This window comes from Bradyrhizobium sp. SK17 (assembly GCF_002831585.1).
Taxonomy (GTDB): domain Bacteria; phylum Pseudomonadota; class Alphaproteobacteria; order Rhizobiales; family Xanthobacteraceae; genus Bradyrhizobium.
Genome location: NZ_CP025113.1, coordinates 4,943,331 through 4,963,934 on the forward strand (window position 1 = coordinate 4,943,331; position 20,604 = coordinate 4,963,934).

The 20,604-nt window shown below is 65.3% G+C and carries 21 protein-coding genes; 8 read left to right on the forward strand and 13 right to left on the reverse strand.

Annotated elements, in window-relative coordinates:
- Positions 1-18: 18 nt before the first annotated feature.
- Both CWS35_RS22655 and CWS35_RS22660 read left to right on the forward strand, forming a co-directional pair.
- Positions 19-837: a tetratricopeptide repeat protein gene (locus CWS35_RS22655; RefSeq protein WP_100953843.1), complete on the forward strand. Its 819-nt coding sequence runs from the start codon at positions 19-21 to the stop codon at positions 835-837.
- A gap of 63 nt (positions 838-900) precedes the next feature.
- On the forward strand, positions 901-1,050 hold the full coding sequence (locus CWS35_RS22660) for a hypothetical protein (RefSeq protein WP_016843021.1): 150 nt from the start codon (positions 901-903) through the stop codon (positions 1,048-1,050).
- 67 nt (positions 1,051-1,117) lie between these two features.
- Here CWS35_RS22660 and CWS35_RS22665 read toward each other — a convergent pair whose 3' ends face one another.
- The 5 genes from CWS35_RS22665 to CWS35_RS22690 form a co-directional block, all read right to left on the reverse strand.
- Entirely contained in the window at positions 1,118-1,735 is a 618-nt protein-coding gene (locus tag CWS35_RS22665) for an Isoquinoline 1-oxidoreductase subunit (protein WP_100953845.1), read from the reverse strand.
- Positions 1,736-1,744: 9 nt separating this feature from the next.
- A complete protein-coding gene (locus CWS35_RS22670; RefSeq protein WP_024581548.1) occupies positions 1,745-2,269 on the reverse strand; it encodes a (2Fe-2S)-binding protein in 525 nt (174 codons plus the stop codon).
- Complete coding sequence (locus CWS35_RS22675) at positions 2,266-5,040, reverse strand: xanthine dehydrogenase family protein molybdopterin-binding subunit (RefSeq protein WP_100956606.1); 2,775 nt, start codon at positions 5,038-5,040, stop codon at positions 2,266-2,268. The genes CWS35_RS22670 and CWS35_RS22675 overlap by 4 nt, the downstream gene beginning before the upstream one ends.
- Before the next feature lie 121 nt (positions 5,041-5,161).
- Entirely contained in the window at positions 5,162-6,253 is a 1,092-nt protein-coding gene (locus tag CWS35_RS22680) for a hypothetical protein (protein WP_100953847.1), read from the reverse strand.
- 289 nt (positions 6,254-6,542) lie between these two features.
- On the reverse strand, positions 6,543-6,986 hold the full coding sequence (locus CWS35_RS22690; RefSeq protein WP_024581551.1) for a DMT family transporter: 444 nt from the start codon (positions 6,984-6,986) through the stop codon (positions 6,543-6,545).
- A gap of 158 nt (positions 6,987-7,144) precedes the next feature.
- On the opposite strand from CWS35_RS22690, the gene CWS35_RS22695 reads away from it, so the two are divergent.
- Positions 7,145-8,767, forward strand: a complete 1,623-nt coding sequence (locus tag CWS35_RS22695) for an ABC-F family ATP-binding cassette domain-containing protein (protein WP_100953851.1) — start codon at positions 7,145-7,147, stop codon at positions 8,765-8,767.
- Position 8,768: 1 nt separating this feature from the next.
- On the opposite strand, the gene CWS35_RS22700 is transcribed toward CWS35_RS22695, so the two are convergent.
- Entirely contained in the window at positions 8,769-9,401 is a 633-nt protein-coding gene (locus tag CWS35_RS22700) for a DapH/DapD/GlmU-related protein (RefSeq protein WP_029879149.1), read from the reverse strand.
- A 103-nt stretch (positions 9,402-9,504) separates the two neighbouring features.
- Positions 9,505-10,380 (reverse strand): dienelactone hydrolase family protein, encoded by an 876-nt coding sequence (locus CWS35_RS22705; protein WP_081725948.1) that lies wholly within the window; start codon positions 10,378-10,380, stop codon positions 9,505-9,507.
- 145 nt (positions 10,381-10,525) lie between these two features.
- Here CWS35_RS22705 and CWS35_RS22710 point away from each other — a divergent pair, with 145 nt between their 5' ends.
- Entirely contained in the window at positions 10,526-11,401 is an 876-nt protein-coding gene (locus CWS35_RS22710; RefSeq protein WP_024581555.1) for an MBL fold metallo-hydrolase, read from the forward strand.
- A gap of 34 nt (positions 11,402-11,435) precedes the next feature.
- Here the strand turns inward: CWS35_RS22710 and CWS35_RS22715 are convergent, their stop codons facing one another.
- From CWS35_RS22715 to CWS35_RS22730, 4 genes are read right to left on the reverse strand one after another with little or no spacing between them, the layout of a single operon-like run.
- A complete protein-coding gene (locus CWS35_RS22715; protein WP_100953853.1) occupies positions 11,436-12,485 on the reverse strand; it encodes an HD-GYP domain-containing protein in 1,050 nt (349 codons plus the stop codon).
- Between the two features lie 29 nt (positions 12,486-12,514).
- The gene (locus tag CWS35_RS22720; RefSeq protein WP_024581557.1) at positions 12,515-12,712 is read right to left on the reverse strand and encodes a hypothetical protein; all 198 of its coding nucleotides are present in this window, start codon (positions 12,710-12,712) and stop codon (positions 12,515-12,517) included.
- A 29-nt stretch (positions 12,713-12,741) separates the two neighbouring features.
- The gene (locus CWS35_RS22725; protein ID WP_024581558.1) at positions 12,742-13,044 is read right to left on the reverse strand and encodes a PilZ domain-containing protein; all 303 of its coding nucleotides are present in this window, start codon (positions 13,042-13,044) and stop codon (positions 12,742-12,744) included.
- Complete coding sequence (locus tag CWS35_RS22730; protein WP_157817207.1) at positions 13,044-14,162, reverse strand: DUF2336 domain-containing protein; 1,119 nt, start codon at positions 14,160-14,162, stop codon at positions 13,044-13,046. Before CWS35_RS22730 ends, CWS35_RS22725 begins: the two co-directional genes overlap by 1 nt.
- 567 nt (positions 14,163-14,729) lie before the next feature.
- Between CWS35_RS22730 and CWS35_RS22735 the strand changes: the two genes are divergently transcribed.
- Together CWS35_RS22735 and CWS35_RS22740 are read left to right on the forward strand one after the other, a co-directional pair.
- The gene (locus CWS35_RS22735) at positions 14,730-15,425 is read left to right on the forward strand and encodes a helix-turn-helix domain-containing protein (protein WP_311538609.1); all 696 of its coding nucleotides are present in this window, start codon (positions 14,730-14,732) and stop codon (positions 15,423-15,425) included.
- A gap of 71 nt (positions 15,426-15,496) precedes the next feature.
- Entirely contained in the window at positions 15,497-15,742 is a 246-nt protein-coding gene (locus tag CWS35_RS22740) for a PilZ domain-containing protein (RefSeq protein ID WP_168226365.1), read from the forward strand.
- A gap of 117 nt (positions 15,743-15,859) precedes the next feature.
- Here CWS35_RS22740 and CWS35_RS22745 read toward each other — a convergent pair whose 3' ends face one another.
- Positions 15,860-16,108 (reverse strand): hypothetical protein, encoded by a 249-nt coding sequence (locus tag CWS35_RS22745; RefSeq protein ID WP_024581562.1) that lies wholly within the window; start codon positions 16,106-16,108, stop codon positions 15,860-15,862.
- 150 nt (positions 16,109-16,258) lie between these two features.
- Between CWS35_RS22745 and CWS35_RS22750 the strand changes: the two genes are divergently transcribed.
- Together CWS35_RS22750 and CWS35_RS22755 are read left to right on the forward strand one after the other, a co-directional pair.
- The gene (locus CWS35_RS22750; protein ID WP_024581563.1) at positions 16,259-16,936 is read left to right on the forward strand and encodes a nitroreductase; all 678 of its coding nucleotides are present in this window, start codon (positions 16,259-16,261) and stop codon (positions 16,934-16,936) included.
- A gap of 173 nt (positions 16,937-17,109) precedes the next feature.
- On the forward strand, positions 17,110-18,273 hold the full coding sequence (locus CWS35_RS22755) for an acyl-CoA dehydrogenase family protein (protein WP_024581564.1): 1,164 nt from the start codon (positions 17,110-17,112) through the stop codon (positions 18,271-18,273).
- 127 nt (positions 18,274-18,400) lie between these two features.
- Here the strand turns inward: CWS35_RS22755 and CWS35_RS22760 are convergent, their stop codons facing one another.
- Positions 18,401-20,482 (reverse strand): methyl-accepting chemotaxis protein, encoded by a 2,082-nt coding sequence (locus tag CWS35_RS22760; RefSeq protein WP_024578509.1) that lies wholly within the window; start codon positions 20,480-20,482, stop codon positions 18,401-18,403.
- Positions 20,483-20,604 lie beyond the last annotated feature (122 nt).

Genomic DNA, 20,604 nt, shown 5'->3' on the forward strand with positions numbered 1-20,604 from the left:
CGACGCAACCTGCCGGTCATGTTCAGATCCCTCCATGCAATTGCCTTTGCCGCGGCGCTGGCCGTGCCCGCACTCGCTCACGCGCAATCGGCCGACCTCGTGCTGTGCGACCGGCTCGCTGCCGATCCCACCGATCCTGACAAGCCGGCCGACGTGAAGGGGGTGCCCGAGATCGCGCCGGCGGATATTGCGACCGCGATCAAATATTGCGCGGTGGCGGCAAAGGCCTCACGTCGGGCGATGTACGAACTCGGCCGCGCCTATGCCGCCAACAAGCAGACGCTGGAAGCGGCAAGTGCCTGGCGCAAGGCCGCCGACAAGGGTTCGACCTCGGCGATGGTCGAACTTGGTGTGCTCTATGGCAATGGCACTAGCGTCGCCAAGGACGAGGCGCAGGCGCGCAAATTGTTCGAGCGCGCGGCGCAGGCCGGCAATGCGCGCGGCGTCAGCAATCTGGCGGCGCTCGGCGGCAGCGCGGCTGCGGATCCGGCACGTGCACGCGAATTGCTCGCCAGGTCCGCCGAGACCAATGCCGAGGCGCAGTACCAGCTCGGCATGATGCTCGCCGAAGGCAAGGGCGGCGCGCAGGACGATGCCGGTGCGCGGGCGTTGTTCGAGAAGGCGGCGGCGCAGAACCACCCGGGCGCGCTGGAGCGGATGGGGGCGTTCGCGCAGGCCGGTCGCGGCGGGCCGAAGGATACCGATGCCGCCAAGGCCTATTACGAGCGGGCGGCCGCGCTCGGCGACGAGGATGCCAAGAAGGCGCTGGAGCGGGCCCGCTGTCCCTATGTCATCAAGGACAAGCGCGGCAATGCCGTGACCAATCTTTGCTTCTGATCAAGCAGGAACGCTCACGCTAGCGTCTCGTTGAATAGCGAAAGGCATTGGCGAGGCGACGTCATGATCCGCAAGCTGCGTTCCGGCGAGTATCGGCTGTATTCCCGCAAGGTCAATCCGAAGACCGGCAAGCGCCGCAATCTAGGCACCTTCAAGTCACGCGCCGCGGCCGAGAAGCACGAGCGCGACGTGCAGTACTTCAAGCGCCACTGAATTTTCGCGCTCTTTGTTTGCGCATGATCTTATCGGAAGAGCGCAGTGCACTTCTCCCGATCATGCGTTACGGCGCGGGACAGGCCGCGCCGGTCTTCACCCAGGCCTCGACCAGCGCGCCGGCCTGCGCCTGCGTGCCCGGCGCCGGCGAGCGGCCGAAGCCGGGATGCCAGGCCCAGCCGACCAGCGTGTCCTTGCCGATATGGTCGATCAGGTCCTCGACCTTGCGGCCGCCATTGCGTGCGGGGTCCCGGAGCTGCGCGCAAATCTCGCCGACGGTCTTGCCAGCCCATGCCATCTCGCGCGGCGCGAGGTGCCATTCCGGATGTCCGGGCACACGACCGGGATCGAAATTGGCGTGCTGGTGGCAGATCGAACAGCGCATGGCGTCCTTGCCGTGGCCATCGGCACCGCGCGTGACCGGTGGCTGGTGCAGGCGGCTGATATCGCCTTGCCGGGGGCTGTCGCCGGCGGGGTGGCAGTTGGTGCAGCGCGGATGGGTCAGGACCTTGCCGAGTTCGGTGAAGATCGCCGCGGAGCGCTGCTCGACATTCTCGATCCCGGCAAAGCTTTCCGGCGAGGCGAGGGCGTGGCTTGCGCTCTCCGACGCCGCGTAGCCGGCACCCAGGCTGGTCGCGAGCGCCGTCAGCGCCGCCATGATCCGAAACCGAGTTTCCGATGTCATCGCGCGGGCTCACTTGTTGGCGGTGAGATAGCGTTGGGAATCGGCGAGGATCACGTCACGCACCGCCTGGTGATATTTGATGTAGCCGGTGCAGCGGCACAGATGGCCGTCGAGCGCATCGGCGATGACGGTCTCGAGCTGGTCCCGCGCCACCGGCGTCTTCGCCAGCCGTTCGAGCAGCACCTGGCCTTCGTTGAGGAAGCCGGCCGTGCAGTAGCCGCACTGGAACGCGAAGTGGTCGATGAAGGCGCGCTGCAAGGCGGAGAGCTCGCCGTCCTTGGCGTGGCCCTCGACGGTGCGGATCGCCATGCCATCGAAATTCGCCGCCGGCACCACGCAGGTCGGCGTGGTGTAGCTGCTGCCGTCGGGATTATCGACGATGATTGCACAACTCAGGCACTGCGCGGCGCCACAACCGAACTTGGTGCCGGTCATGCCGAGCATCTCGCGCAGCAGATCGTTCATCGAGAGGTCGTCGCGGACCTCGATCGGGCCGTGCTTGTGGCCGTTGATGGTGAGGTTGAGCGTCGTCACGCAAGCGCTCCCTTGAGCAGGCTCGATGTCACCGGCAACGAGCGGAAGCGGTGGCCCGTGGCATCGTTGATGGCGTTGAGCAGCGCCGGCACGATCGGGATCATGACAACCTCCGCCATGCCCTTCGGCGGTTCGTCCGGCGTCAGCGGCGGCAGCATCTCGATCTCGAGATCGTGCAGCGGCAGGTCGGAGCCGCGCGCGATCAAATACTGGCCGAGATTCCATTGCCCGTTGCCGGGGCCGCCTTCGAACGGCGGCAGGGTTTCCAGCAGCGCGTAGCCGACACCCATGGCGAAGCCGCCATGCGACTGGCCGAGCACCACTTCGGGCACCAGCGCCTGGCCGCATTCGAACACGCTGTAGGCCTTGGCGATCCGCAAGATGCCGGTCGCGCGCTCGATCTCGATGCGGACCAGCGTGCCGCACATCGAGGTGTAGGCGGTGCCGATCCGGTTGTTGTCGGTCGGCGGGAATTTCACGCTGGTTCGGTCGATCCGCGCGAACCTGCCGCGGCCACGGCGGATCGCCAGCGCATCGATCTCGGCGCGAACCTGCTCGCCGAACAGCGGGAAGCGGCCGCGCGACCAGGCCCAGCGCGAGAAGCTGTGCGCGATGGCGCCGGTGACGAAGCCGCGCGCATGGGCGGTCGCCGCAAGCTTCGGCAGTGGCAGCGGCGCGAGATCGTCGAGCGCGAGCTGGCCATCCTGCCAGTGCGCTCTGTCCGATTGCCGGGCACGCGGATCGGTCTTCGCAATGCGCCAGAGCTCCAGCGCCGCCGGCCACAGGCCGAAACGGAAGACGATGCGGGCGGCCTCGGCCGCCGAATGCGTGCCGACATGGGCGCCGATCGAGGCGCTGGTCGCCGAGCTGATCGCGGGCACCCAGCGCGGGTTCTTCTCGGCGAGGTCCTGGGTCTTCTGATCCATCGTGTAGGGATCGCCCGAGGTGACGAGCCCGAGCGCGTCGTAGCTGTCGACCCGGGAGACTGCGACCTCGTCGGCGACGGCGCCAAGATGGTTCGCGACCCGGTTGGCGAGCGCGGTGCCGATGCCATTGCCCATCTCGACATGATCGCAGTGGATCGCGATCCGTCCCTCGGGATCGATCTCGACCCGGCCGAGCGAGCAATCCGCGCCCGAGCCGTAATCCTTCGTGACGCAGGCGACGCCGGTGCCGACCAACCGTCCTTCGGGGGCTTGCCGCTTGAAGTCGGCGCGCTGCTGCCAGATCGGATGCTTCTCGAGCTTGTCGAGGATGTCGGGCGTGCGCACCGACACGATGTAGGGATTGCCGGTCATGGTCCGGCCGTTCTGCTTCAGCGCATTGTTGCGGCGGAACGCGATTGGATCGAGCTTGAGCTCGCTTGCGGCCTCGTCGATCAGCACTTCCAGCGCGGTCATGGTCTGCAGCGTGCCGTAGCCGCGCATCGAGCCCGCGGTGACGCCGCGTGAATGCAACGCCACCGTGGTGACGTCGACCTTCGGGATGTCGTAGATGCCGATTGCGGCGGTCGCGGCAACGACCGCGACATTGGCGGAGAAATTGGCGAGCCCGCCGCCGTCGAGCACATGATCGGCGGCGAATGCCGTGATCCTGCCGCTGGCGCGGTCGATGCCGATCCGCGAGCGCATCTTGATCGGGTGGCGTTTGATGCCGCCCTGGAACTGCTGGTAGCGGTCATGCGCCAGCCGCACCGGCCGTCCCGGAAAGAACATCGCCGCCAATGCCACGTAGAGCACGAACGGGGTGTGGTCGCGGCCGCCGAAGCCGCCGCCGACATGGGCGAACTGGGCGTTGATGTGCGAGGGCCGGAACGGCGCGCGGGCCTTGCCGAGCATGAAGGCGATCGACTCGGTCGCCTCATAGGGCGACTGCACGCCGAGCACCAATTCGAGCTGGCCGCTGTCGTCGCTGTACCAGGCGAGCCCGCTCTCCGGTTCGAGGAACATCGGATCGACCGACTGGGTCTCGAACTCGCGATCGAGCACGAGCTGTGACGGATCGTCCTTGGCGAGCTGGGCGCGGATCGCTTCGCCATGGGTTGCGGCCTTGGCGTAGTCCGCCTTGGTCTCCTTGGCGAGCGGCAACCAGACCGGCAGTGCCGCGTTCTGGATCCGGCTCGGCGAGACCCAGCCGGCCTGGATCGGCGAGTACACGTCGGGCGCATCGGGTGATGCGCCAGCGACGCGCGTGAAGCGATATGCGCCGTAGTTCGGCAGGATCACGGGGCCGGTCTCGTCGCCGAATTTGACGAACGTGCCGTCGCGCAGCGCGAGGCGGGCGCGGTCGAAGGCGTCGAACTGCGCGAAGATCAATAGCGCGACCGGCTGCCCGAGATAGAGCGGCGTCTTGCCGACCGGGCAGAACAGATCGCCGGTGTAGAACTCGGGCACCCGGGTGCCGACCCGGTCGAGATCGGCAGCGGTCACGACGACCGAGGGCTTTGCCGGACCATCGAGGCGGGCGAGGTCGATGCCGGCATAGACATGCGTGGCGTCATTGGCGCGGACCAGGATGGCGTGCGAGGTGGTCGCGGGCCAGCCCGGCATGTCGGCGGCGCGGAAGTCGGAGGCGTAGAGTTTCGCGCCGGTGACCTTGGCCACGCCGTCGACGCGGCCAACGCCTTTTGCCGCCGGATTGAAATGGCCGCGCCCAGGCAGCGTCTCACGGCTCGCGAAGGCCGGCTCCTTCGCAAGCGCCAGATGCGACAGGCTGACCGAGATGCCGCCCGCCGACAACCACTTCACGAATTCGCGTCGCGAAGGCCGCATGGTCTGATCTTTCATCGACACCTCGACGGCATATCGCGCCGGGGTTTAACATCTGGTACAATACTCGTGGAAGTATTGCGGCAGAGCGAACGCAACCGCAACACCGCAATAAGCCGTGGCCTCACTTGAGGTCGGCGATCGTTGCTGGTCCCGGGCCCGGGGTGATCAGGGTCGGCCATTGCTTGGAGCCGAACGGCACCAGCGGCGGCAAGAAGGCCGTCATGCCGCGCTTCTTGGTCTCGGCGATGATCGCCTGGCGCGCGTCGCCCCCCATCAGTTCATAGTCCATCAAGTGATAGCTGCCGAAGAACAGCGCGCCCACCGAGCGGTCGGCGATGATCCGGGTCAGCGACTCCAGCATGTCGGACGGCGTCGTGGTGAAGGAGATCGTTTCGATCAGCATCAGGCGGCTGTTGATGGCGTCGGGTCCGAAGAATTGCGCCAGCACGCTGAAGATCACGTTGTTCTGCCGCGCCACGTAGATCGTGTTGCTGGCGGCATAGGTCTTGTCCCAGTCGTCGCCGAGCTGGGTCTTCCAGTCGGCCACGACCGTCATCCAGTGCGCCACCTGGGTCTGCGCGGCCCAGGCGACGTTCTTGGCCAGCAGCGGCGCCTGCTTCTTGCCGAACGCCTCAAGCTTGGCGAATGGGATGACGCCGGCCGACAGGCATTCATCCATGAAGGCGACGTTGTTGGTGAGGATCTCGCGGTTATTGTCGCGCCAGTCCGCCTGCATCGGCGCCTGATCGAGCCCATCGAGCGCCGATTGCATCCGGCTGCGATAGGCGAGCATCGATCCGCGCCACGATTTGTCGTCGGGATTGTTGACATAGGGTCCGACCACCTCGGCCAGCGCCATCGTGCTGTGGCCGACCGACTTCAGCAGCTGATAGACGACCGGCACAGGCGGCGCTTCGGTCGGCTGCTTGCCCGGCCGGTACAGGATCAGCCGGCCGCCGGCGCCGGAGAACAGGCCGAGGATCACCGGATGCTTGTCGAGGATGTTCTTCTGGAAGATCCGCGCGGCATTGCCATAGAGCTCGAACATGCCGGTGTTGAGCGCGAGCACGTCCTTGGTCGCGACATCGCCCGGCGTCGATGTGGTCTTGCCTGCGATCGGCGCCATGTAGTCGGGCAGCGACTGGGCCAGCGATGCGCTGCTGCCAGCGAGCAGCAATGTCAGCGCGGCGGCCAGGCGAAAGCGATTGATCATGTGATGCTCCTCGAGGCCTCGCGCCAGGTCGCGGTCGAATGCGACCGCGCGAACATTAGCGGAATGCGCAAATGCTTGGACGCAATGAACTGGAGAGTGGTGAACAGGGAGTGTAGATCTCGCGCGACGCAGCACAACGCGAGCGGGCGCCTACAGCTAAGTGACGAATCGGCCGCTGTCCACACTTCGAGATGACCGAGGTGGTTGCGTCATCTCGTCATACGGCGCCGCATTCCGCGACGCCTTCTCATTCAGGGAATCATTCGCGTTGATGGGCCTCTCGATGGCCTCAGTCCTTGATCAGAAGCACGCCTCCGATGATCAGCGCGATGCCCGCCAGTCGTGAGATCGACACCGGATGCTGCGTCAGCCCGAACAGGCCAAAATGATCCATCGCGATGCCCGCGGTCATCTGGCCCGCGACCACCAGCGCCAGCAAGGTCGCGGCGCCGAGCGAGGGCAATAGCAGGATCATCAGCAGGATGAACACGCCACCGAGCACGCCGCCGCTCCACGCCCACCAGGGCACGGCGGTCACGAGTTTCCAGGAGGGCATCGGCTCGCGCGTTGCGACCAGCACGACCGCCATCGTCAGCAACCCGCCGAGATAGCTGACGAGGCCAGCCCAAGCCGGCGAGTTGAGTGCGGACCTGAGATTGCCGTTGAGGACCTGCTGCGTGGCAACGCTGATGCCGGCGCCGAGCGCGAGGAGATAGAGAAGCCAGACTTGCATGTGATGCCTCAAATCGATCGCCGAAGGGTTTCCTGTCATATTCCACCGGCAGCAATCGTGGCATGCATGGCGCACGGCACCAAACCCATGGGAATGGGCTTCCACCCGGGTCCGAGATCGAATAAGAGGCCGCAAACCCTCAATCCCCCAGAATTCGAATGATCCGCCTCGATAACGTTTCCAAGCAAGTCGGCCACCAGATTCTCTTCATCGAAGCCTCCGCGGCGCTCCAGAAGGGCGAAAAGATCGGCCTTGTCGGCCCGAACGGCGCCGGCAAAACCACGCTGTTCCGTATGATCTCCGGCCGGGAAATCCCCGACGAGGGCCAGGTCTCGCTCGATCGCGGCATCTCGATCGGCTACTTCAGCCAGGATGTCGGCGAGATGAGTGGCCGCAGCGCGGTCGCCGAGGTGATGGACGGGGCAGGGCCCGTCAGCGAGGTCGCAGCCGAGCTCAGGGAACTGGAGGCCGCGATGGCCGACCCTGACAAGGCCGACGAGATGGACGACATCATCGCGCGCTACGGCGAGGTGCAGCACCGCTTCGAGGAGCTGGATGGCTATGCGCTCGACGGCCGCGCGCGCGAGGCGCTGTCCGGCCTCGGCTTCAGCCAGGAGATGATGGACGGCGACGTCGGCAAGCTCTCCGGCGGCTGGAAGATGCGGGTGGCACTGGCGCGCATCCTGTTGATGCGGCCCGACGTGATGTTGCTCGACGAGCCGAGCAACCATCTCGATCTGGAAAGCCTGATCTGGCTCGAGCAATTCCTGAAGGGCTATGAGGGCGCGCTGCTGATGACCTCGCACGACCGCGAGTTCATCAACCGCATCATCAACAAGGTGGTCGAGATCGACGGCGGCCAGCTCACGACTTATGCCGGCAATTACGAATTCTACGAGCAGCAGCGCGCGCTGTCCGACAAGCAGCAGCAGGCGCAGTTCGAGCGGCAGCAGGCGATGCTCGCCAAGGAGATCAAGTTCATCGAGCGCTTCAAGGCGCGCGCCTCGCACGCCGCCCAGGTGCAGAGCCGGGTCAAGAAGCTCGACAAGATCGAGCGGGTCGAGCCGCCGCGGCGGCGTCAGACCGTGGCATTCGAATTCCAGCCGGCGCCGCGCTCGGGCGAGGACGTCGCCAGCCTGAAGAACGTGCACAAGGCCTATGGCAGCAAGCGCATCTATGACGGGCTCGACTTCATGATCCGTCGTAAGGAGCGCTGGTGCGTGATGGGCATCAATGGCGCCGGCAAGTCGACGCTGTTGAAGCTGGTGGCCGGCTCGACCGAGCCTGATAACGGCGCGGTGACGGTCGGCGGCAGTGTCAAGATGGGCTATTTCGCCCAGCATGCGATGGATCTGCTCGACGGCGAACGCACCGTGTTCCAGTCACTGGAGGATGCGTTTCCGCAGGCCGGGCAAGGCTCGCTGCGCGCGCTCGCCGGCTGCTTCGGCTTCTCGGGCGACGACGTCGAGAAGAAGTGCCGGGTGCTGTCGGGCGGCGAGAAGGCGCGGCTGGTGATGGCCAAGATGCTGTTCGATCCGCCGAACTTCCTGGTGCTGGACGAGCCGACCAACCATCTCGATCTCGCCACCAAGGAGATGCTGATCAATGCGCTCTCCGAGTTCGAGGGCACCATGCTGTTCGTGTCGCACGATCGGCATTTCCTCGCAGCGCTCTCCAACCGCGTGCTGGAGCTGACGCCCGACGGCGTCCATCAATATGGCGGCGGCTACACCGAATACGTCGCCCGCACCGGTCAGGAAGCGCCGGGGTTGCGGAGCTAGCTCAAGCCCGCCAGCGCGCGCAAAACGCCTCGACGTCGCCGGACTGGAATTCGGGAAGGCGTTCCCAGATCGTCTCCGGCGGCCAGTTCCACCAGGCGATCTGCGACAGCTCGGCTGCGATCTTGCGGCTGAAGCGCTCCTTGATCGGCCGGGCCGGCACGCCGCCGACGATCGTGTACGGCGCAACGTCGCGCGAGACCACCGCACCGGCCGCCAGCACCGCGCCGTCGCCGACGGTGACGCCGGGCAACACGATCACGCCGTGGCCGATCCAGACGTCGTTCCCGATCACCACGCGATCGGCGCGCCGATTTCTGAAGAAGTCGCGATCCCGCTCGGCAGTGTCGGTGTAGTATTCCGGGCAGTAGGTGAAACGATGCTGCGACGGGCGCTCGAGCGGGTGATTGGGCGCGCCGATCCGGACCTGCGCCGCGATCGCACAGAATCGGCCGATCACGGCGTCGGCGACGATGCAGCCGCTGCCGAGATACGAGTAATCGCCGAGTTCGGTATATTCGATCGCAGTGTCGCCGAGGATCTCGCAGCAACGTCCGACCTTGACCTCCCGCAGTTTAACCGTCGGCTCGATGACGGTTTCGGCAATCTTGGGGCGGGGCGGGTTGGATTCGGTCACGGATTGGATCCTCGTTACTGCGAGCTGATTGAGTCGGGCCGTATCTATCACGGCGAGATGACAGCACGAGGCCGCAGCAATGTTTATGGTCGCTTTGCGGCGGCTAATCCTTCGCGCCGTCGACTGCGGCAATCGCCCGCACCATCGCATCCTTGAGCGCGGCGCTGTTGGCCGGGTTCGACTGGCGGCTGCGGCCGGGATCGTCGAAGTCGTGGGTCGCGCCCGGATAGACCACGACATCGATCTTGCTGCCGGTCGCGATCGAGCGATGGGCGACGTCCTGGCATCGCGCGGGCGATACTTCCTCGTCGTCCGCACCGAGCAGCATGGTGATCGGCGCCGCCGATTCCAGCGTCTGTGCCAGCAGCGCCGCCGGTCCGCAGCCCGGATAGAACACCAGCGCGGCGCGATAGCCCGACGTCGCCGCACCCTGCCGCTGCATCACGTTCAGCGCGGTGCTGCCGCCGTTCGACCATCCTTGCAGGAAGATGCGATCTCCGATCACGTCCTTCTGGCTGCGCAGCCAGGTCAGCGCGCCCTCGGCGTCGAGCGGTCGCACGGTTTTTTCGTTCACATCGACGCGATCGGGATCGCCATGCGTGAAGCGGCCGAAGCCGTGAGCCTTGCCGCGCGGCCCGAAACTGTCCGGCAGCAGCGCGACATAGCCGTGATCCGCCCAAAACTGTCCCCACATCATGTGCCGCTTGGACAGACCATTCGCGTTGCAGTCCGTGGACGGATCGGTCCGCGACACCAGCGTGCAGTCCCTGTTGACGTTGGTCGAATAGGGCCCGCCGCGGCCGTGCAGCAGCACGATCGCCGGATGCCGACCCGGCGTTTGCGGCTTGAACAGATAGCCGACGATCTCGGTCTTGCCGTCGGCGCTCGGAAAGAAAGCGGTGTCGGGGGCGGCCATTGCCACAGTCGGCAAGGTTGTCAGCATCGTCAGCAGCGCGATCTGAATCAGGCGGTTGGTCATTCTGACAGCATCGCCAACATTCCGGATGAATTGCGGCACGAGGGCCGCGTCAGCAATGCAAAGCCGCATGGCGTGCTGCGTGGTGCTCCGCTTGTGAGGCCCGGTATGGCCCGCTACGCTTCGAAAAAATCGGGAGCGAAGCGGCATGAGACAGATCAGGATCGGCGACATCACGATCGACGCGGTGATCGAGCGCGAAGGGCCGTGGCGGCGGCCGCAGGATTTCTTCCCGACCTATGACGACGCGGTGTTCAAGCATCATCTGAAGACGATGGAGCCCGAGGTCTTCGATGCCGCGCGCGGCATGATGGTGATCACCTACCAGACCTTCGTGGTGCGGACGCCGCGCTACACCATCCTGGTCGACACCTGCACCGGCGAGGACAAGGGGCACCCGCCGCCGTTCGATTTCCCGGGCAAGGAGCGCTGGCGCAACGAGCTGTTCGCGCTCGGCATATCCTTCGAGCAGATCGATTATGTGTTCTGCACCCATCTGCATATCGACCACACCGGCTGGAATACGACGCTGCGCGACGGGCGCTGGGTGCCGACCTTCCCGAACGCGAAGTACGTCTTCCACAAGGGCGAGTATGCGGCCTGGGAGGTCGAGAACGCCAAGGGCGCCAATCCGCCCGGCACGGTGTTTCGCGACAATTGCCTGCCGATCGTCGAGGCCGGGCAGGCGCTCCTGGTCGACGACGACTATGCGCTCGACGATACCGTGACGCTGACGCCGACGCCGGGCCATTCGCCCTGCCACTGCTGCATCAACATCTTCTCGAAGGGGCAGCGCGCGGTGGTCGCGGGCGACCTGATGCACCACGCGATCCAGTGCCGCGAACCGGAATGGTCGGCCAAGCCCGATTGGGATCCGAAGCAATCGGCGGTCTCGCGCCGGAAATTCTTTACCTCGGTTGCCGGGACCGACACGCTGATCCTGCCGATCCATTTTCCGACCCCGACGGTTGGCCTGATCACGGCCGACGTCGATCGCTTCGACTATCGCTTCAAGCGGGAGTAGCGCCCCGCAATGCGTGGCGCGTCAAGCAGCAGGTTCAGCGGTTCAAGGCGACGTCCCTGAAGGCCATGACCAGCGGTCGCTCGAGCTTGCCTTTCATGTCGAGCAGAATCTCGTAGGCCTTGTCCCGCGACATCGTCGGCTTGTAGGTGCGGTGCTCGATCAGTGCGGCGAAGATGTCCGAGATGGTCAGGATGCGGACGATATCCGGGATGCTTTCGGCGCACAGCCCGTCCGGATAGCCGCTGCCGTCGAGATATTCGTGATGGTGCCGCACCGCGTCGAGCACCTCCGCGGAGATGCCCGGCGTGCCTTTCAGCGCGTCATGGCCTGCGCCAGGATGGGTCTCGATCAGCGTGCGCTCGGCGTCGTCGAGCCGCCCCGGCTTGTCGAGCACCGCGAGGGGAATCGTCGCCTTGCCGATGTCGTGGAACATCGCCGCCGAATGCAGCCGCTCGATGTCAGGTTTGCCCATGCCGAGGCTCATGCCGAAATCGACCGCGAGGCCGGTGACCAGCAGGCAGTGCTGGTAGGTGCCCTCATGGTGGCGGCGGACCGTCGTCAACCAGTCGGAGAGGCCATTCTCCGCGATGCTGTCGGCGATCCCCGCGCCGGCGCGCCGGGCATCGGCGACGTCGATCGCCGAGCCGTTGATGACGGCCGAGAACATCGCGGCGATGCTGGCCGCGCCCGCCGATGCCGCCTCCGTGGCGGACGACGGCAACTCCTCCGGAACGATCGACGGCGCTTCGATATCGACAAGCCTGGCCAGAATCTGCGACGGCTTGACCGGACTGAAGAACGCATCGGTCGCGCCGAGCGCATAGGCCTGCACCGTCGCGAGGCGCGTACGCTGGTCGATGATGAAGATGCGCCGCGGGATCCGCTTCAGCCTGGTCGAGATCCCCTTCAAGGCGGCGATATTGTCGACCAGGCGGAGGTCGGCGCTGACCACCAATGCCTCGACATCGCCGTCCCGTAGCCGCGCGGCAGCAAGCAGTTCTGAGGTGACCTCGAACGTCTGTCCCAGCAGGCCGCGAAGATCGGACAGCCTGGACGGCGTATCGGCAACGAGATGGATCGGCATCGAGGCGGACGATCTGTTTGGCGGAGAGGTTACCTGACCAGCGTCATCCGGGTTCGGCGCGGAACCTGGGTGAGAAACCGTTCAAGGTCGGCGCAGAGGCGGTGCGCGAGTTCCTCGTCGATCTCGAACGTCGCCACGGAGTCGTGGCAGTCGATCTCGACGGTCGCGCGCAGCGGCGCCGTGGAAATTGTCGATACCGAGATATTCGTTGCTCTCTGCCTGGTCATGTCGTCGATCTCTCAACCGTTGCCAATCCTCATTTCGGGACCACGGCGCGTCCCTTGCGCTTCTTCTCTTCGATGAATCTCACTCCGATCTCGATGCCGTCGACACGGACCAGCTCGCAGCGGCGGAACGCCAGGCCCCGCGAGGACAGGATCAGGAAGAACTCCTGGGCCTTCAGCACCTCCAGCGTCCCGTCGACCTCGAGCCGGGCGCCGCTCTGGGAGACGTCGAGCAGGATGCAACTGCGTCGCCACGTGCCGTCGACCCCCATGAGATTGACGGGATAACGGGTCTCGAGCCGGACGCGCTCCGCCTTGCGGCCTCCATACGTCATCACGCCCCTCGCGCCGCCTGGGCAGGCTTGGCGATGAGGTCGCTCAGCGAGCCGAACCGGATCGTGCGCTGCGCGTTCGACAGCGGCAGTCGTTCAAACATCTCCCGCGCGCGCTCGAGTTCCTCCGGAACGACCGTCAGCCCGGCCTTCCGGTAGCTGACGACGGCGGCCGTCGTGTTCCAGTTCAGCCGCGAGGCGCGGCAGGCGATGACGAGCCCGTTGATGTCGGCGGCTTCCATCAATGGGGCGATGGTCTCGATCGGAACGGTGGCGAGATGGGCCAGCGCCGCCGCGACGTTGTGGACCTCTCGCCTGATCGCGAACCGGTTGACGCTCGAGTCGTTCAATTGTCCGGACTTATTCAGGGCCGTGACCGTGGCCCGCGCCTCCGTGTAGTCGATCGTGGCTGGAGGCTTCACGGCGGCGCGGGCGGTGCTGGCATCGATGGCGGCGCGGATCGCGTCCTGAATGTCGGGGCGTGCGAGCTTGAGCAGCCGGGCCTGCTGACGCGGCGTGGACCGCATGACGAGGTCGGCAGCGACGCGGTGGGGCAGGTCGCTGCGCGTCATCAGCGCGCTTGCGATGTTGTCGTCGCGTTCCGCGGCGTCGACCATCATGGCAAGGCCGGCGCTGGTCATTTCGGCGCCGGGATTGCTCGCGAGAACGCGCACGACACTGCTGTCGCCGCGCATCAGCAGAATATCGCTGAGTTCCGGATTGACGGTCTTTCGCCCGGCGATCGCGCAAAGATGTTCCTCGGCGCGCATCCAGGCGATGTCGATCAGGTCGCTGTCGGGGATGCAGTCGCATTTCCGCAGGATCGGAGCTGCGACATCGGCGTCGTCGTGGTTGGCGAGGCGACGCGCCAGCTGCCGCGGAACCAGGCGCAAGTCGGCAAGCGAGCGGCTCAGCGTGGTGAGCGTCCGCAGCTCGACGCTCTCGGTCAGGCGGACCAGGACGTCGTCGAACAACCCGACATGATGCTCGTTGAGGCGGTGAGCGTCTTCGAGAAACAGCCCCGCCACCTCCCGCAGCATGCGCGTGCGGCGGTCAGGCGAGCCTGCTTTCAAGACATCGTCGAGTTCGGCAATAAGATCGGACAAAGCAATAGTGGTCATTGCGGTACCTAAAATGTTCCGCGACGGAGAACCTCGCTGTCCCCGTAATCAATCTGCTCCCAGAATCTTTAATAGGGGTATAGATATTGATGGGGAGTGCCACTCGTTGTGGTGGATATTCTTACTATCACTATCGAAAATCGGCAGCGGGGACGCTTTGCCAGATTGCCCGGACCACCGTGCGAAACGCAGTTTCGATAATCGCGTTCATCGGACGATTCGCAATTAGTGCATGGATATTTTCAGCGCGCTGAAGAGAGATTTCAAAGAGTATTTCAGGGGAGCAATCATTTGACGGCGCCATTGCCGGTGCCGAGAGTCTTTCGTTTTGACGATGTAGATGCATTCCGGAGTTCGATCCGAGACCTGGATGTAGATTTCACGCCACTTGCGCGGAAGATTTCGGCCGAGCAGATCATCCTGAGTTTGCCGGGGTGCGAGCTCAACTATACCCAGTCGTTTCCGCGGATCGTCGACGCGCAGCTTGCGCCGCACGTCACCGCGGTCGGCTTCACGATGGACGACGGCACTCCGATGCGATTCAACGGCGTTGAGCGCGATCGTGCCGTGATCGTGCTCGGCAGCGGCGGCGCGTTCTATACCTCGGTGGAGGAGACGCCCCGCAAATATGCCTCGGTCGTCTTCACGCCCGCGGTGGTCGACCGCGGCTGGCCGAAGACGGATCTCAACTTCACCATTCACGAGATCTCCCAACGCGCGCAGGATCGGTTGCGCGAGGTGGTCCGGGAGATTCTGCGCGTCACGTCGCAGCAGCTTGCCGACAGCGAATTCGCGACGGGAATGTCGATGAGGGAATCGCTGCTCGGCGCGATCGACAATGCCTTCGCCGAGATCGTGCCGGCGAAGTGGACGGCGCGCGCCAACGCGACGCGTCAGTTCAAGGTCTTCAACGATGCGCGCGCCATTCTCGCCGGCGACGTGGCCCACCCGATCTACAGCGGCGAACTTGCACGGCGGATCGGCGTGTCCGTGCGCACGCTGCACGACGCCATCCAGCGCTACCGGGGCGTCAGCCTGCATCGCTATTTGCGGCTGCGTCGGCTCTGGCTGGTGCGCCAGCAACTCCTGGCCGGCGCGCCCAGCGTCAAGGCCTGCGCGCTGGCCTACGGGTTCTGGCACCTCAGCGATTTCTCGCGGAGCTACCGGTCGCAGTTCGGTGAGGCGCCGTCCGAGACGCTGGCCACCGCGCGCCGCCCCGGTGCGGCGCGCACCGATCCGCTCGCCAGTGGACACACTTCGTAACAATTGGCCTGAACGGAATCTTAACGGCGGCCGACGAGCCTGTTGCTCTGGTTCCACCAAGGGCAGCGGTGATGCATCCCCGGCGATTTGCGCGTGTTCGACCGACAGGTTGCGTGTCCAGCGTGGTCAAGCTCCAGCTTGAACCGAAATCGCCCATGGTCGAATGCCGGCTGGTGGACTATTCCGCCGGCGGGGCCTGCCTGGAATTTCAGAAGCCCGTGCAACTGCCGGAGCGCTTCGAAATGTTTCACGGCAATACCAGGAAACGTTGCCGGCGGGTCTGGAGCCGCGGCGTGCGGGTCGGCGTCTCGTTCTGAGCGCTGGCGGACGGGCCGACCGGGTCCGTTCAGTCCTGATCAATCGTCATTCGGGCCGCGCCTCGCGCGACCCGAATGGTCTGAGCCGATAAGTGGACCCGGAAACCCCGACGGGAATCAGGCGCCGCTCTGGCACTTCTTCATGAACGAGGTCTTGGCCGCGCCGGCGAGCTTCTTGCCGTCCGAGCCGACCGCCTTGGTCTCGCAGGTGTCGGTGGTGCACTTCTTCATGAACGAGGTCTTGGCCGCGCCGGCCAGCGGTTTGCCGTCCTTGCCGACCGCCTTCGTCTCGCAGGAGGCATCCTGCGCAAATGCCGAACCGGCGGCAAAGGTCGCGATCACGGCCGCCAAGAAAATCCGCTTCATCTGGGTTCTCCCTAAACCAAACCAGTGGCCGGATTGGATATCGGATTCTTGGTCCGATCAAGTTCCCACAGCTGATTTTGTCTATAAAATACCCGGATAGCCGCCAGAAATTTCCGTGTGCGGCGCGGAACAAAATGGAGGAAGCGCGGGATGGAATTCGAGACGCTGGTACAGACACGCAAAAGCGTGCGCGGGTTCAAGAAGCAACCGGTGTCCCGGGCGACCGTCGAGGAGATCATCGAGGTGGCCAAGCGCGCGCCGTCCTCGATGAACACCCAGCCCTGGCATGTCCACGTCCTGACCGGGGCGCCGCTGGAAGAGGTGCGCCGCCGCAACATGGAGGAGATGATTGCCGGCGCCAAAGCCAAGCGCGACATCGTCAGCCATGGCGAGTATCAAGGCGTGCACCGCGGCCGTCAGGTCGATATCGCCAAGAAGCTGTTCGGGGCGATGGGGATTGCCCGCGACGACAAGCCGATGCGACAGGATTGGGTGCTGCGCGGCTTCCGCCAGTTCGACGCCCCGGTCTCGCTGGTCCTGGCCTACGACCGGATCCTCGATCCCGGCGCGGTCTGCCATTTCGATCTCGGCGCGCTCTGCTACGGCATCGTGCTGGCGGCCTGGGATCGCGGCCTCGGCAGCGTGATCAACGGCCAGGGCATCATGCGCTCCGACATCGTGCGCGAGGTCGCCGACATCCCTGAAGACCAGGTGATCATGACCTGCGTCGCGATGGGCTATCCCGACGACGGCTTTGCCGCCAATGCGGTGCGCTCGGATCGCGAGGCCAACAGCGACTTCGTCCGCTACGTCGGCTTTGCCGACTAAGCGCGAACTGCTCGCGCGAATTCGCTGCCACTCACCGCGTGGCGGGATATTGAATTCCGCCTCATGAAACCATCGCGCGACAGTGAGCGCGAGCGGGCGTTTCCGCTATTCTTGCCGACGAAAAATACGCTACTGGTTTTGTGAAACGAAACAGCACAGGCGAGGAATCCCAGATGAGCGATGACGAACAGACAGCCATGATCCGTGAGACCGTCGCGAAGTTCGTCGATCGCGAACTGATCCCGCTGGAGCCGCAATATCTGAAATCGAAATTGCCCGGCAGCGATCATCCGGAGCTGACCTCCGAACACCGCAAGCGGCTGCGCGACGTCTCGAAGGAACTCGGGCTCTGGGGCCTCGATGCGCCGGAGGATCTCGGCGGCCACGATTTGCCGACGCGCACCATGGCGGCGGTGCATGAAGAGCTTGGCCGCAGCTGCGTGCCGTTCGTGCTGCCGCCGGACTCGCCGAATTTGCGCATGTTGCAGGCGGTCGGCACCGACGCGCAGAAGAAGAAATATCTGCAGCCCTATATCGAGGGCCGCATGGCATCGGCGATCGCGATCTCCGAGCCTGGCGCCGGTGGCGATCCCGCCGGGATGAAGACGCGCGCGGTGCTCGAAGGCGAAGAGTGGGTACTGAACGGCCGCAAGATCTGGATCAGCAATGCGCGCGCCGCCGACTTCATCATCGTGATGGCGCGGGTCGGCAGCGATCAGCGCCAGGGCGGCATCACCTCCTTCATCGTCGAGAAGGGCACGCCGGGCTTCATCATCGAGCGCGAGATCCCGATGGTCGGCGGCGGCTCGACCTATGAGATCGTGTTCGAGGATTGCCGCATCCCGAAGGCCTCGGTGCTCGGCGAGGTCGGCAAGGGCTACGCGCCGATGCAGCTGCGCCTGCGCACGCGGCGGCTCGAGATGGGATCGACCTGCGTCGGCATCACCAAGCGCGCGCTCGACATGATGTGCGAGCACGCCAAGCAGCGCGAGACCTTCGGCGTCAGGCTCGCCGAGCGCCAGGCGATCCAGTGGTGGATCGCCGACATCTCGACGCGGATGCATGCCTGCCGGCTGATGGTGCGGGATGCCGCCGACAAGACCGATCGCGGCGAGGACATCCGGCACGAAGCCTCGATGATCAAGGTGTTCGCGACCGAGATGGCCTATGAAGCCTGCGACCACGCCATGCAGACGCTCGGCGCGCTTGGCGTGACGCTGGAACTGCCGCTCAACGCGCTTTGGCAGAAGGCCCGCCTGATGCGGGTGTATGAAGGCCCGAGCGAGGTTCATCGCCAGGCGATCGCGCGCCGCGTGCTCGGCCTGCGCGGCGGTTAGGGGACTAGCGGCCCTCATGCGCGCGCTGTCATTGTAGGATGGGTAGAGCGAAGCGAAACCCATCAATTGCATTGGCGCGGAGAGATGATGGGTTTCGCTTCGCTCTACCCATCCTACGGATTCGCGGCTACGCCGCCCGCACGTCGGAGAGGAAGCGGTTGACCTGGCCGGCGAGGTCCTTCGACTGGGTCGAGAGCTGTTCGGCAGCACCCAGCACCTGGGTTGCTGCCGCGCCGGTGTCGTCGGCGGCGCGCTGTACGCCGGAGATGTTGGCGTTGACCTCCTGGGTGCCGCGGGCGGCTTCCTGAACGCTGCGCGAGATCTCCTTGGTCGCCGAGCCCTGTTCCTCGATCGCAGCGGCGATCGCGGTGCCGATCTGGTCGATTTCGGTGATGACGTCGACCACGTTCCTGATCGCGGTCACGGTCTCGTCGCTCGCGGTCTGGATCGCGGTGATCTGCTCGGAAATCTCCGTGGTGGCCTTCGCGGTCTGGCCGGCCAGCGATTTCACCTCCGAGGCGACGACGGCAAAGCCGCGGCCGGCTTCGCCGGCGCGCGCTGCCTCGATGGTGGCGTTGAGCGCGAGCAGGTTGGTCTGTGCCGCGATGCTCTGGATCAGGGTCACGACGTCACCGATCTTCTGGGCGCCCTCGGCCAGCGAACGCGCGGTGTCGCCGGTGCGCCGGGCGTGGTCGACGGCGCGCGCGGCGATCTCGGTCGAGGTCGCGACCTGGCGGGCGATCTCCGAGATCGAGGAGGTCAGTTCCTCGGTCGCGCTGGCGACCGTCTGCACATTGGTCGAGGTCTGATCCGAGGCGGCGGCCACCACGGCAGCCTGGCGATTGGTGGCCGAGGCGGTGGCCGACATCGATTGTGCCGTGTCCTCCATGACAGATGACGCCGCGGACAACCCGCCGACCAGTTCGGTGACCTTGGCCTCGAAGGCGCGGGTCAGATCGTCGAGCACGCGGGCGCGCCGCATCTTGACGTCGTTCTCGGCTTCCTTCTCGGTGGTGAGACGATCGGCATCGATCTTGTTGTCCTTGAACACCTGAACCGCGGCGGCCATCGCGCCGATCTCGTCGTTGCGTGCGGCGCCGGGGATGGCTTCGGCGACTTCGCCCGCAGCGAGACGCGACATGCGGCCGGTGAGGGCGGCGATCGGGTTGAGGATGCGGCGGCGGACCATCACGATGAGCCCGGCGCTGCCGGCGATCACCGCGAGCAGTCCGATCAGCGCCACCACGAAGCTGAAGCGCGCCGATGAATAGGCGGCGGCAAGACCCTGTTCGGCATTGTCGTAGAATGCGTCACGCACGGTGACGATGGAGGCGAGGCCGACCTGGGACTCGGCATAGTAGGTCTCGACGTCCTGCTCGTATTTGCCCGAGGTTGCGCCGTCCTTGGCGAGCTTCAGCGCCTTGCCGAAGCGTTCGACATAGTCGGCCTGCATCTTGCCGAGCGCCGCCAAAACGTTTGCCGGCGTCGCCGGATTGTTGCGCAGCTCCTGCAGCGTCGAGAGTATCTGCTGGGTCCGGCCGGTCGAGCGATAGAGCTCCATCTTCTCGGGCTCGGTGGCGACGCGCTTGGCGCCGACCACCGCCTTGTGCAGGCTGGCATCGAGCCCGCCGATGTCGCGCAGCGTCCAGGCGACGTTGGCGTAGCTGGCCTGGCGGTAGGCGTTGCCGTCGAGGCCGGCGAGGCGGCGCACCTGTTCGTCGAGCAGCGTGGTGACGCCGGCATTGAACACGGAATTGTCGGCGACGATCTTGGCTGCCGCCGGTTTGCGTGCGTCGACCGGACCTGCGATCGCCTTCTCGATGGCGTCACGGAGTGCCGCGAACTTGGCTTTCAGCGCATCGATCGCGCTGGCAACCGCGTCGCCATCGTCGAGCGCGCCGGGCAGCGTGGCGCGGACCTGATTGACCTTGGCGAGCGCGCCGTCGGTCAGTTTGCGCAGCTTGTCGAGATCAGCGACCTGCTTCTGGTCGATCGCGCCGGTGCCAAACAGCAGGTTGGTGGACATGCCGCGCTCGGAGTTCATGTAGCGCGGGATATCGCCGACGGCGCGAACGATCTCGAGCCGGCTCTGCGCGGTCGAGACCTTGTCCATGGTCTGGTACTTGGTGACCGCGACATAGGCCGCCAGTCCGCCGCCGACCGCGGACAACGAGACGATCGCGGCCGTCAGGAGAGTACCGATTTTCATGGGATGCGCGCCATTTCTTGACGAGGAAGGAGAGGCCTCGACCGTACCGGGGGCGCATTAAGCTTGGGTTTACGATGCCGGAGCCGCGGTGGTCGCGGCCATCATCATCATCCGAAAGTTGA

Excerpts from the sequence above, each read along its gene's own strand:
- CWS35_RS22655 (WP_100953843.1), top strand. The coding sequence starts at position 19 with ATGTTCAGATCCCTCCATGCAATTGCCTTTGCCGCGGCGCTGGCCGTG.
- CWS35_RS22660 (WP_016843021.1), top strand. The coding sequence starts at position 901 with ATGATCCGCAAGCTGCGTTCCGGCGAGTATCGGCTGTATTCCCGCAAG.
- CWS35_RS22665 (WP_100953845.1), bottom strand. The coding sequence starts at position 1,735 with ATGACATCGGAAACTCGGTTTCGGATCATGGCGGCGCTGACGGCGCTC.
- CWS35_RS22675 (WP_100956606.1), bottom strand. The coding sequence starts at position 5,040 with ATGCGGCCTTCGCGACGCGAATTCGTGAAGTGGTTGTCGGCGGGCGGC.
- CWS35_RS22680 (WP_100953847.1), bottom strand. The coding sequence starts at position 6,253 with ATGATCAATCGCTTTCGCCTGGCCGCCGCGCTGACATTGCTGCTCGCT.
- CWS35_RS22690 (WP_024581551.1), bottom strand. The coding sequence starts at position 6,986 with ATGCAAGTCTGGCTTCTCTATCTCCTCGCGCTCGGCGCCGGCATCAGC.
- CWS35_RS22695 (WP_100953851.1), top strand. The coding sequence starts at position 7,145 with ATGATCCGCCTCGATAACGTTTCCAAGCAAGTCGGCCACCAGATTCTC.
- CWS35_RS22705 (WP_081725948.1), bottom strand. The coding sequence starts at position 10,380 with ATGACCAACCGCCTGATTCAGATCGCGCTGCTGACGATGCTGACAACC.
- CWS35_RS22710 (WP_024581555.1), top strand. The coding sequence starts at position 10,526 with ATGAGACAGATCAGGATCGGCGACATCACGATCGACGCGGTGATCGAG.
- CWS35_RS22715 (WP_100953853.1), bottom strand. The coding sequence starts at position 12,485 with ATGCCGATCCATCTCGTTGCCGATACGCCGTCCAGGCTGTCCGATCTT.
- CWS35_RS22720 (WP_024581557.1), bottom strand. The coding sequence starts at position 12,712 with ATGACCAGGCAGAGAGCAACGAATATCTCGGTATCGACAATTTCCACG.
- CWS35_RS22725 (WP_024581558.1), bottom strand. The coding sequence starts at position 13,044 with ATGACGTATGGAGGCCGCAAGGCGGAGCGCGTCCGGCTCGAGACCCGT.
- CWS35_RS22730 (WP_157817207.1), bottom strand. The coding sequence starts at position 14,162 with ATGACCACTATTGCTTTGTCCGATCTTATTGCCGAACTCGACGATGTC.
- CWS35_RS22740 (WP_168226365.1), top strand. The coding sequence starts at position 15,497 with ATGCATCCCCGGCGATTTGCGCGTGTTCGACCGACAGGTTGCGTGTCC.
- CWS35_RS22745 (WP_024581562.1), bottom strand. The coding sequence starts at position 16,108 with ATGAAGCGGATTTTCTTGGCGGCCGTGATCGCGACCTTTGCCGCCGGT.
- CWS35_RS22750 (WP_024581563.1), top strand. The coding sequence starts at position 16,259 with ATGGAATTCGAGACGCTGGTACAGACACGCAAAAGCGTGCGCGGGTTC.
- CWS35_RS22755 (WP_024581564.1), top strand. The coding sequence starts at position 17,110 with ATGAGCGATGACGAACAGACAGCCATGATCCGTGAGACCGTCGCGAAG.
- CWS35_RS22760 (WP_024578509.1), bottom strand. The coding sequence starts at position 20,482 with ATGAAAATCGGTACTCTCCTGACGGCCGCGATCGTCTCGTTGTCCGCG.